This window comes from Stenotrophomonas sp. VV52 (genome assembly GCF_002893095.1).
GTDB lineage: Bacteria > Pseudomonadota > Gammaproteobacteria > Xanthomonadales > Xanthomonadaceae > Stenotrophomonas > Stenotrophomonas aracearum.
This window is the reverse complement of record NZ_KZ622864.1, coordinates 182,839-193,392: the sequence shown is the minus strand read 5'-3', so window position 1 is coordinate 193,392 and position 10,554 is coordinate 182,839. Positions and strand designations below refer to the sequence as shown.

Sequence of the window (10,554 nt, the reverse complement as noted above, 5' to 3'; positions counted from 1 at the left end):
AGACCCTAGCCATGACCGCCTCGCAACTCGATTCCGACGGACGCCTGCGCCACCTGCTGACCCTGGAAGGTCTGCCCCGCGAAACCCTGCTGCAGCTGCTCGACCGCGCCGGCCAGATCCGCGACGCAGCGGTGGGTCGGGTCGGCAACAAGCGCCATGTGCTGGCCGGTTCGGCGGTGTGCACGCTGTTCTTCGAGCCGTCCACCCGCACCCGCAGCTCGTTCCAGCTGGCCGCGCAGCGGCTGGGCGCGGACGTGCTGAACTTCGACGCGTCCACCTCGTCCACGCGCAAGGGTGAAACGGCCTGCGACACGCTGAAGAACCTGGAAGCCATGGGCGTGCGCGGCTTCGTGGTGCGGCACCCGGACGACGGCGCGGTGGCCGAGCTGGCCGCTGCGGCGGGCGAGGGCACGGCGCTGATCAACGCCGGCGATGGTCGCAGCGCGCATCCCACCCAGGGCCTGCTCGACATGCTGACCCTGCGCCAAGCCAAGGGCGGCGATTTTTCGAAGATGAAGGTGATGATTGTCGGCGACGTGAAGCACTCGCGCGTAGCCCGCACCGACCTGCATGCGCTGCGTACGCTGGGCGTGGGCGAAATCCGCGTGTGCGGCCCGCAGTCGCTGCTGCCGGACGACGAGACCCTGAAGGGCTGCATTGTCGGCCAGGATTTCGACCAGATGCTGGAAGGCGTCGACGCGCTGATGATGCTGCGGCTGCAGCGCGAGCGCATGGAAGAAGGCCTGGTGCCGTCGATCGAGCAGTACCACGCCGAGTATGGCCTGAACGTCGCGCGCCTCAAGCGCGCCGGCCAGGACGCCGCCGTGCTGCACCCGGGCCCGATCAACCGTGGCGTGGAAGTCACCGACGAAGTGGCCGACGGCCCGCAGTCGTGGGTGCTGCGCCAGGTCGCGAACGGCGTCGCGGTGCGGATGGCGGTGCTGGAAACCCTGCTGGCCTGACCGCAACGTAACGGGAAATCCGCTGTAGTGCCGGCCGCTGGCCGGCTCCAAGCGGTGCCTGCCAGCAAGCGAACCTCAACGCCTGCGATGTCTCTTCAACATCCTCAGCAAGTCCCCCGGCGTCGCACCGTCGCGCGACCAGCCGCGATGCGACGCGACCACCTTCCCGTCTTTCATTACATGAAAGGTAGGCAGCGCAGTCAGATCCATTCCGACCCATTGCGAGTTGCGTAGCGCGACATGCATTGGCGTCGCGGGAAATTTTGCGTTCCACTGTTCCAGTTCGTCCAGCTCCAGAGTGCGGCCCGCCGGCTGCATCCACACGACTCGCCTCCCAGCCAGCAGTCGCTGAACCTTCGGATCCTCCTTCAGCTTTTCTGCAGCCCGTTGGGCGACGTGGCATCCCGCAACGACGACCATGTCCACGGTAGCGAGATCCAGGCGTCGAGAGCGTAGGCGGCCGTTGATCAGCACCAGCGTGGTCACCACTCCAGACGGCGATACAGGCTCCTCTGACGCCTGGACTTCATCGGTCAGCTGCATGCGGCCAAGCCATTCAGACGAGCGGTTCTCTGCGTGCAGTTCCTCCAGAAGATTCGCTGCTTCGGGGTCAATCGCTGCCTCATTCATGTCGGCGACAACGGATTCCGCCAAGGCAACTACTGGAAGCGGAAGATTCTGGGAGGTTGCATTGGCGTAGAAGGAGAGCGTATCCAATGCTTTCAATTGGGCTCGACGCTGAGCAATTGTCGCGGTCTTCCGCCTTGTCGTGATCTCAGTTGAACATGCGAGTGCCTGGGGCGCGATCAGTGCATGGATATCGATTGCGTCCAAGCTTCGGGTTTCGTCACTGCCTGCGATTCGGTTTACTGCTGCACATCCTTGGACAGAAGTCCTATCCACGTCCGTCTCCGAGCTATGTGCATGGGCCATGCAGCTGAGAAGCGATGCGATCAGGCAAAGCGATGAGCTTGGTAATCCTTTAGGCACGGTTGCAGTCCTCAAAAACACGCCCCAGCGGGGCGTGCTGAACCTCGTTCGAGAAGTCAAAACGGCTCGCAGGACGAGGGGCAGACGCTGCCCCGCGTGGCACGGCAGTGTTGGCGGTGAGGAACTGGTTGAGCTCGTGCCGGGAGCGGATGACTGCTGAAGCAACATCGATGGACTGCTGTTCTTGTTCGAGGATGCGTTTCGTGGTTACTACGTCAGTTTCAGGAGCGGCGTACGCAGCGGAGGAAGCGAGGCAAAGCAACAGAACGACAGCTGTGATTGCGGTTTTCATAGGAATTTCTCGATGGGAAAGTGGATCAGCGCTGATCGCAACTAACCTATCGCTGTCCCTCTAGCGGGGAAATCGGACGATGCCGTTTTGAGGGATGGGGAAATGCCTGGCTTAAGGTAGGGCTGTACAGTGGCTGTTGAGCCGGCCAGCGGCCGGCACTACGGGGGGCGGGTATTGTGAGGAGCCGGCCGGCGGCCGGCACTACGGGTCGAAGGGCCATTTGCACCATGCGTGGGGGTATTTGCCCAGTTTCCCGGTGATGCCGGCGCGGACGGGGTTACCCAGGATGTACATGACATGGTCGCGGAGCGAACGGTCAGAGCGAAGGGCGTGGTCGTGGTAGCCGGATTGCCAGAATGCGCCGCCGCGTCGATGCATACGGTTCAGCGCCAAGCCCGTTGACGATTTGAATCTGCGGGCAACATTGCACAGGGGTTCGTTGCAGAGCTCGAACATCCAGTGGACGTGATCGGGCATGACGACCCATGCGAGCGAGCTGACGTAGCCGCGGTCGCTAAGATCATGCAGGGCGTTCATGACAATGGCGGCGGATGCAGGGTCGTCGAACCAAGGGCGGCGTCCGCAGCAAACGGTGGTCAGGACGTAGGTGTGCCCAATGAGCGATATCCGTCCGCGGCGTAGTTTTGAGGAGCTCATGCAGCATCTTGGGATGCACCAGATGCTCTGTGTCAGCGGGATTTCTGCCGAAGGGACGTAGTCCGATGGCTACATGGACCGTAGTGCCGGCCGCCGGCCGGCTCTTCCCGAGGTTGGATTGCGAGGAGCCGGCCAGCGGCCGGCACTACGGGGGGGCATGCACTTCGTGGAGCCGGCCGGCGGCCGGCACTACCGCCGCTGCGCGAACAGCCATTTCCACATCGCCGCATCCGCGTACGTCGCGTCCCACGCGTTGTGGTTGCCCTGCGGGTACTCGGTGTAGCGCACGTCGGCGGCACCGGCCTGGTCGAATGCCGCCTTCAGTCGCCTGTCGTCTTCGGGCAGCACCACGTCGTCTTTCGCGCCATGGAACATCCAGATCGGGGTCGCCTTGAGCTGTGAGGCCATGGCGGCATACGGATCGGCCTTACCGGCCACCGATTCGACCAGCAACGTCGCGCGTACCGCACGCGGCGCGAGCACTGCCCCGCAGACCGGTACGATCGCGGCGAAGCGGGTGGGGTGGTCCAAGGCGATGTTCCAGCTGCCGTAGCCGCCCATCGACATGCCGGTCAGGTACTGGCGCTGCGGATCGGCGCCGAATTCTGCGATGGTCGCGTCCAGCGCGGCAAGCGCGATGCGGTTGTTGATGCCCGACCACTCTTCGTCCCCCGGCACCTGCGGCAGTACCACCAGGGCGGGGAAGTCGCGGGCGTGGCTGCGCAGGTGCGGGCCCAGGCCGGCCTCGGTCTGCTTGACGCCGTCGCTGCCGCGTTCACCCGAACCGTGCAGGAACAGCACCACCGGCAAGGCCCCGCGCTGCGCGTCCGCGTTGGCGGGAACGAACACCTGGTAGCGCGAGCTATGCCCCTCGACTGTGACCGAGCGCTCCACGAAGTGGCCCTTGTCCACGGCCCGGGTCGACGCACAAGCGCTCAACACGAACAATGCCAGCATCGCCCACCACCACCCACTCGCCCTTCGTGCCATTGCCTGTCCTCGACTGGAATCGTTTTCAGTCTAGGCGCGCGTGGGCCGGTCGGCATCTTGCAGTGCATCAGTCGGGGCGTGGGACCGACGCCAGGATCTCGAGCTGTTCAATCGCCTCGGGGTGGCCATCGGCCGCTGCGGCCTGCACCTGGGCCAGGCTGGGATGCACCACCAGCAGGATCGGGTTCTCGCACACCGGGCAATCGAACTCCGCCTCGTCTTCGTGCAGTTCCATCGACATCTGGCGGGCAGTGCCTTTCCATTCGCAGGCAGGGCAGCTATGCAGCTGGTCGCGCCAGCCGGCGGCGAAGTAATTGTCGAGGGTCAGTGCCATGCAAACTCCGCTCAGTGCAGCAGGATCAGGGTGGCCAGGCCCAGGAAGCTGAAGAAGCCCATTACGTCGGTGACCGCAGTGACCACCACGGTGCCGGCGACGGCCGGATCCACGTTCATGCGCTTGAGCAGCAGCGGCAGCAGCACGCCGGCCAGCGCCGCAGCGCAGAAGTTGATGATCAGCGCCAGGGTGATGACCAGCGACAGCAGGAAGCTGTTGAACCACAGGAAGGCGATGATGCCGACCACGGTGCCGATCAGGGTGCCGTTGATCAACGCGACCCGCGATTCCTTCCACAGCAGGATGCGCGCGTTGCTCTGGCCGACCTGGCCGAGCGCGATGCCGCGCACCATCAGGGTCAGCACCTGCACCGCCGCGTTGCCGCCCACGCCGGCGACGATCGGCATCAGCACCGCCAGCGCTACGACTTTCTGCAGGGTCAGCTCGAACTGGCCGATCACCGTGGCCGCCAGGAACGCGGTACACAGGTTGATGCCCAGCCACACCACGCGGCCGCGCACGGCACGCTTGATCGGTGAGAACAGGTCTTCTTCTTCGTCCAGGCCGGCCGCGCCCAACGCCTGGTGCTCCGCCTGCGAACGGATGATGTCGACCACGTCATCGATGGTGATGCGGCCGAGCAGGATGTTGTTGTCGTCGACCACCGGCGCCGACACCCAGTCATGGTCGGAGAACTGCCGGGCCACTTCGTCGGCGCTTTCGCCCACGTCGATGGCCGGTTGCTCGTCGTCGATCAGGCGGTTGATCGGGGTGCTGTCTTCGTGGGTCACCAGCGACGCGAGCGACAGCCGGCCCAGGTACTGGTGACGGCGGCTGACCACGAACAGGTGGTCGGTGTGGTCGGGCAGCTCGCCGCGCAGGCGCAGGTAGCGCAGCACCACGTCGACGTTGACGTCGGCGCGCACGGTCACCACGTCCGGATTCATCAGGCGGCCGGCGCTGTCCTCGGGATAGGACAGCACCTGCTCGAGCCGTTCGCGGTTCTCGCGGTCCATCGACTTGAGCACTTCGTCGATGACCGTGTCCGGCAGGTCTTCGACCAGGTCGGCCAGGTCGTCGATGTCCAGGTCTTCGACCGCAGCGATGATCTCGTCCGGGTCCATGTCGGCCAGCAGGCTTTCGCGTACTTCCTCGCCGACGTGGACAAGCACTTCACCGTCGTCTTCCGGGTCGACCAGGCCCCACACCACCTCGCGCTTGCCGGGCGGCAGCGACTCCAGCAGGTTGCCGATCTCGGCCGGCGCCAGCGTGTTGACCAGGCGGCGCACCGGCCCAAGCCGCCCGCTGTCCAGTGCATCGGACAACAGACGCAATTGGCGCGCCGTCTTGTCGTGGCGTACGGCTTCGGCCATGCACAGCTCCCGCGGAAATCAAAAAGGCCGCTATCCCGTACAGGATGCGGCAAGAGGGGTGGTCACCGCGTCATTATCGCTTGGATGGATGACAAATCGGTAGGGACGTAGTGCCGGCCGCTGGCCGGCTCTGCACGATGCAGGCAGCACGAGGAGCCGGCCGCCGGCCGGCACTACGGGTTGCTTTCGATCCAGCGCTCTATGCTGCGTCGGTCACGGGCGGCCAACAGTTTCGGCGCGGCGGCCTGCAGTTCGCCGAGGTCGCTGTCGCGCACCGCGCGGCGCACTTCCAGCAGGGTGCCTGGGTGCAGGCTGAACTCGGTGAGGCCCAACGCCAGCAGCAGGCGGGTCATGCGCGGGTCGCCGGCGATCTCGCCGCAGACCGCCACCGGCACGTCGTGCTCGCGGCCCACCCGCAGGATGTGCGCGAGCAGGCGCAGCACCGCCGGGTGCAGCGGCGAATACAGCTCGCCGACCGCTTCGTTGTTGCGGTCGGCGGCCAGCAGGTACTGCACCAGGTCATTGGTCCCCACCGACAGGAAGTCGACCAGGTCGATGAAACTCTCCAGCGCGATTGCCGCGGCTGGCACTTCGATCATGGCGCCGAACGGAATGTGCTCGGCTACTTCGTGGCCCTCGGCACGCAGCAGCTCGGCCTGCTTGGCCAGGCGCCGGCGAACCGCCCGTATTTCCTCGCGGGTGCTGACCATCGGCAGCAGGATGCGCAGCTTGCCGTAGGCCGAGGCGCGCAGGATCGCGCGCAGCTGGGTATCGGCGACTTTGGGCCGGGCCAGCGAAAGACGGATCCCGCGCAGGCCCAGCGCCGGGTTTTCCTCATTGCTCAGGGTCAGGCCGGTGCGGTCGGCCTTGTCCGCGCCCAGGTCCAGGGTGCGGATGGTCACCGGCCGCCCGCTCATGCCGAGCGCGGCGTCGCGGTAGGTTTCGAACTGTTCCTGTTCGTCGGGCAGCTCGTCGCGCTGCAGGAACAGGAACTCGGTGCGGTACAGGCCCAGCCCGTGCGCGCCCAGCGCGTGCGCCTCGGTGACGTCCTCGCGCGACTCGGCATTGGCCAGCAGCGCGATGGTGACGTTGTCGCGGGTGCGGCTGGGCTTGCTGCGCAGGCGGCCGAGTTCGCGCTGCTCGCGGGCCTGCTCGCGCAGTCGCGCGCGGTAGTCGCGCAGGTCCAGCGGCAGCGGGTTGACCGTGATCTGTCCGGTACTGCCGTCGATGCCGAGCACGTCGCCGTCGGCGATCTTCTGCAGCGCATTGGGCACGTTGACGATCAGCGGCAGGTGCAGGCTGCGCGCGAGGATTGCGCTGTGCGACAGCGCACTGCCGGCGGCGGTGACGATGCCGACCACGCCGTGCGCCTGCAGCTGGGCCAGCTCGGACGGGGCGATGTTGTCGCAGACCAGGATTTCCCCGGCCAGGCCCTTCACGTCGGGCGGTCGCTTGTGCAGGAAGGCGTGGATGCGGCCGATCACATGGTCGAGGTCGTCCATCCGGCTTTTCAGATAGGCATCGTCCATGCCATCGAAGACCTTGGCCAGGCGATCGCGCTGCACCCGCAGCGCATAGCCGGCGCTGTACGGGCCACTTCGGATCAGCTCATCCAGGCCGAACAGCAGCTCGGGATCGTCCAGCAGCAGCGCATGCAGGTCGAGGAACTCGCCCGCCTCCTGGTTCAACGCACCATGCAGGCGCTGGCGCAGGTCGTGCATCTCGGCACGGGCGGCCTCGACGGCCTCGTGCAGCCGCTGCAGTTCGCCTGGCACCTGGGCCGGCGTGATGCGTTGCTCGGCCACCTCCAGGGCGTGCGGCAGGCGCACCCGGGCGCGGCCGAGGGCATTGCCACGCGAGGCCCCGTGGCCGGTCAGCAGCAGGGCGCCGGACGCGGTCCGTGCCGTGCTGGAACCTGATCGCGACGGTGGCCCCGGCATGCTCAGCTGTCCTCGTCGAAGCGTCGCTCGAACAGGGCCACCACGGCGTCCATGGCAGCAGTTTCGTCTTCGCCGTCGATGCGCACGGTGACGGGAGTGCCCTGGCCGGCAGCCAGCAGCATCACGCCCATGATGCTCTTGGCGTTGATCTCGCGGCCCTTGGCGGCCATGGTCACATTGCAGCGGAACGGGGCCAGCACCTGCACCAGCTTTGCAGTGGCGCGGGCGTGCAGCCCCAGGCGGTTGGATACGGTGAGTTCACGTTCAAGCATCGTCGACAATCGCTCCATTGCGAGTGCCCGCCGCCGCAGTGGCGGGCAGTTGATCCAGTCCCTGTTCCGGATAATTCATCACTCGCAACAACATCGGCAGGCTCAGCGCCGAGACCCGGCGTGCCGGGGTGCCAAGGCGGGCCAGCTGCGCTGCCAGATTGCTCGGGCTGGCGCCATACAGGTCGGTCAGGATCAGCACACCTTCTCCGCTGTCGACCCGTCGAAGGGCGGCCGAGGCGAGCGGGAGCAGGACATCCAGGTCTGCGTCGAACGGTACTTCGAAAGCTTCGGTCTTCAGCGGCAGGTGCCGCAGCAGCCGGGTCGCCACGTCCAGCAGGGACGTGCCTACACCGGGATGAGTTACAAGGAGAATGCCACAGGTCATTGTCGAACGTTAACATCCCAAGATGAATTGGGGATACACCACGGGAGCAACGGACCGTTGGTCCGTTGACTCAATCCAGCTCGCGGTGGAACGTGGCCACTTCTTCCCAGCCCTGGTCACGCGCATGCCGGGCCAGGCGCTCGGCCAGGTACACCGATCGGTGTTTGCCACCGGTGCAGCCGAACGCCACGGTGACGTAGCTGCGGGTGTCGTTGCCGAGGCGGGGCAGCCAGGTATCCAGGAAGTCGACCAGCTGGGCCACGTACCGCTGCACGTCCGCCTGCTCGTCCAGGTACTCGCGCACCCCGGCTTCGCGCCCGGACATCGGCCGCAGCTCGGGGTTCCAGTGCGGATTGGGCAGCACGCGGGCGTCGAACACGAAGTCGGCTTCGGCCGGCACGCCGCGCTTGTAGGCGAACGATTCGAACAACAGCGAGAGCTTGTTGCCGTGGCTGAGCGCGAATTCGGTCACCACCTTGCGGCGCAGCTGGTGCACGTTGAGCGCGGTGGTGTCGATCACCGCATCAGCGGCGCGGCGCAGCGGCGCGGTCAGTTCGCGTTCGCGGGCAATCGCCTCGGGCAGCGACAGGCCGAGCTGGCTCAGCGGATGCCGGCGCCGGGTGTCGGCATAGCGCTTGAGCAGGGCTTCATCGGTGGCATCGAAGAACAGCAGCTGCGCGTCCAGCCCGGCCGCCAGCGCGTCTTCGCGCCAGTGCGAGAGCTGGCTCAGGTCGCTCTGGCCACGCACGTCGATACCCACCGCGAGGCGGCGCGGGGCGTCGGCGTCATGACCGGCCAGCAGGCTGCGCACGAAGTCGGGCAGCAGGTTGATCGGCAGGTTGTCCGAACAGTAGTAGTCCAGGTCTTCGAAGGTCTTCAGCGCGACCGTCTTGCCGGAGCCGGACAGGCCGCTGACGATGATCAGGGTGGCGGCGGTGGGGGCCGGGGTGCTCATGGCGTGCGGCGCTCCAGCAGGTTGCTGTGGCGGGCGATGAACATCGCGGCCGGGTCGATGCCCTTGGTGCGCAGGATATGCAGGCGGGTGGCCGCTTCGGTCAGCACCGACAGGTTGCGCCCGGGCATCACCGGCAGGGTGATCAGCGGCACGTCCAGGTCGAGCACGTGGCGGGTGCCGGAATCGCCGGTCAGGCGTTCGTAGCCATGGGGGGTGGGTTCGGTCATGGGCTTGGTCAGGTGCACGATGAGCCGAAGGTACTTGTTCTTCTTTACCGCCGTGTCACCGAACATCTCGCGCACGTTGAGCACGCCCAGGCCGCGCACTTCGAGCAGGTCCTGCAGCAGCTCCGGGCAGGTGCCGTCGAGCACGTCGGGGGCGATCTGGGTGAATTCGGGCGCGTCGTCGGCCACCAGCCGGTGGCCGCGGCTGAGCAGTTCCAGCGCCAGCTCGCTCTTGCCCGAGCCCGCCTCGCCGGTGATCAGTACGCCGATCGAATAGATCTCCATGAACACGCCATGCAGGATCACCCGCGGCGCCAGGGTGCGGGCCAGGTGGTAGGACAGGTGGTTGAGCAGCTCGTGGCCGCGCTTGGGCGAGATCCACAGCGGCGTCTGCGACTCGTCGGCGGCCGCGCGCAGGTCTTCCGGGCAGGGCTGGTTGCGGGTGATCACCAGCGCCAGCGGGTGCGACTGCATGATCCGCTCGATGGTTTCCCAGCGCTGGCGCGAATCCAGCGAATCCAGCCAGGACAGCTCTTCGGTGCCCAGGATCTGCACCTTGTTGGGGTAGATCGCGTTGAGGTAGCCGGCCAGCGAAGGACGCCGCGAGACCGTGTTGCCGGCCTCCAGCTCGCGCCGCTCGCCCTTCTGCCCGGCTACCCAGCGCAGGCTCAGGCGGTCGCGTTGCTGTTCGAACAGTTCACGGGCGGTGATGCTGGTGTTCATGCGGCGCTCGCCGGCGGTGGGAATTCGATGACCTGGCGCAGGGTCGCCGCGTCGCGCGCTTCGCGCAGCGCCTGGCGGATGGCCGGGTCGGAAAAGAGCTCGGCCAGCTCGGACAGCAGCATCAGGTGTTGATGGGTGTAGTGGCTGGGCACGGCGATGGCGAACACCAGATCCACCGGCTCGTCGCCGCCGAAGTCGACCGGGGTCTCCAACCGCAACAGGGCGCCACGCGGGCGCTCCAGCAGCGGCGCACGGCCGTGCGGAATGGCGATGCCGTGGCCGATGGCGGTACTGCCCAGCGACTCGCGCTCGCGCAGGTTGGCATACAGCAGGTCGGCATTGGCTTCGCGGCAGGCCAGCAGCCTGGCGGCAGCTTTCAGCACACTGTCGCGATCGGCGGCCGGCAGCACCTGGGTGCGCACGGCCGCCAGTAGATCAGTCAAAGGCATGTTGGGGG

General features: G+C 66.5%; 13 protein-coding genes. 1 reads left to right on the top strand and 12 read right to left on the bottom strand.

Annotated features, from left to right (window positions below):
• Positions 1-11 precede the first annotated feature (11 nt).
• Positions 12-962 (top strand): aspartate carbamoyltransferase catalytic subunit, encoded by a 951-nt coding sequence (locus C2U58_RS00880; protein WP_102944157.1) that lies wholly within the window; start codon positions 12-14, stop codon positions 960-962.
• Positions 963-1,037: 75 nt separating this feature from the next.
• Here C2U58_RS00880 and C2U58_RS00875 read toward each other — a convergent pair whose 3' ends face one another.
• The 12 genes from C2U58_RS00875 to C2U58_RS00825 all read right to left on the bottom strand — a co-directional run bounded on the left by C2U58_RS00875 (position 1,038) and on the right by C2U58_RS00825 (position 10,546).
• Positions 1,038-1,796: a hypothetical protein gene (locus tag C2U58_RS00875; protein WP_146033379.1), complete on the bottom strand. Its 759-nt coding sequence runs from the start codon at positions 1,794-1,796 to the stop codon at positions 1,038-1,040.
• A 148-nt stretch (positions 1,797-1,944) separates the two neighbouring features.
• Positions 1,945-2,244 (bottom strand): hypothetical protein, encoded by a 300-nt coding sequence (locus C2U58_RS19760; protein WP_146033378.1) that lies wholly within the window; start codon positions 2,242-2,244, stop codon positions 1,945-1,947.
• Between the two features lie 201 nt (positions 2,245-2,445).
• On the bottom strand, positions 2,446-2,901 hold the full coding sequence (locus C2U58_RS00870; protein WP_102944155.1) for a transposase: 456 nt from the start codon (positions 2,899-2,901) through the stop codon (positions 2,446-2,448).
• Between the two features lie 189 nt (positions 2,902-3,090).
• Positions 3,091-3,891, bottom strand: coding sequence for a prolyl oligopeptidase family serine peptidase (locus C2U58_RS00865; RefSeq protein WP_102944154.1), 801 nt, complete (start codon positions 3,889-3,891; stop codon positions 3,091-3,093).
• Positions 3,892-3,958: 67 nt separating this feature from the next.
• Positions 3,959-4,225 carry a hypothetical protein gene (locus C2U58_RS00860; protein ID WP_102944153.1) on the bottom strand — a complete coding sequence of 89 codons (267 nt, stop codon included), beginning with the start codon at positions 4,223-4,225 and terminating at the stop codon, positions 3,959-3,961.
• A gap of 11 nt (positions 4,226-4,236) precedes the next feature.
• Positions 4,237-5,598, bottom strand: coding sequence for a magnesium transporter (gene mgtE, locus C2U58_RS00855; protein ID WP_070206690.1), 1,362 nt, complete (start codon positions 5,596-5,598; stop codon positions 4,237-4,239).
• A gap of 173 nt (positions 5,599-5,771) precedes the next feature.
• Positions 5,772-7,538, bottom strand: coding sequence for a phosphoenolpyruvate--protein phosphotransferase (gene ptsP / locus C2U58_RS00850; RefSeq protein ID WP_102944152.1), 1,767 nt, complete (start codon positions 7,536-7,538; stop codon positions 5,772-5,774).
• Positions 7,539-7,540: 2 nt separating this feature from the next.
• Positions 7,541-7,810 carry an HPr family phosphocarrier protein gene (locus C2U58_RS00845; RefSeq protein ID WP_102944151.1) on the bottom strand — a complete coding sequence of 90 codons (270 nt, stop codon included), beginning with the start codon at positions 7,808-7,810 and terminating at the stop codon, positions 7,541-7,543.
• Entirely contained in the window at positions 7,803-8,195 is a 393-nt protein-coding gene (locus C2U58_RS00840; RefSeq protein ID WP_102944150.1) for a PTS sugar transporter subunit IIA, read from the bottom strand. The genes C2U58_RS00845 and C2U58_RS00840 overlap by 8 nt, the downstream gene beginning before the upstream one ends.
• A gap of 70 nt (positions 8,196-8,265) precedes the next feature.
• Positions 8,266-9,150 (bottom strand): RNase adapter RapZ, encoded by an 885-nt coding sequence (gene rapZ, locus C2U58_RS00835; RefSeq protein ID WP_102944149.1) that lies wholly within the window; start codon positions 9,148-9,150, stop codon positions 8,266-8,268.
• Positions 9,147-10,097 carry an HPr(Ser) kinase/phosphatase gene (gene hprK, locus C2U58_RS00830; RefSeq protein ID WP_068849794.1) on the bottom strand — a complete coding sequence of 317 codons (951 nt, stop codon included), beginning with the start codon at positions 10,095-10,097 and terminating at the stop codon, positions 9,147-9,149. The genes rapZ and hprK overlap by 4 nt, the downstream gene beginning before the upstream one ends.
• Entirely contained in the window at positions 10,094-10,546 is a 453-nt protein-coding gene (locus C2U58_RS00825) for a PTS sugar transporter subunit IIA (RefSeq protein ID WP_102944148.1), read from the bottom strand. Before C2U58_RS00825 ends, hprK begins: the two co-directional genes overlap by 4 nt.
• Positions 10,547-10,554 lie beyond the last annotated feature (8 nt).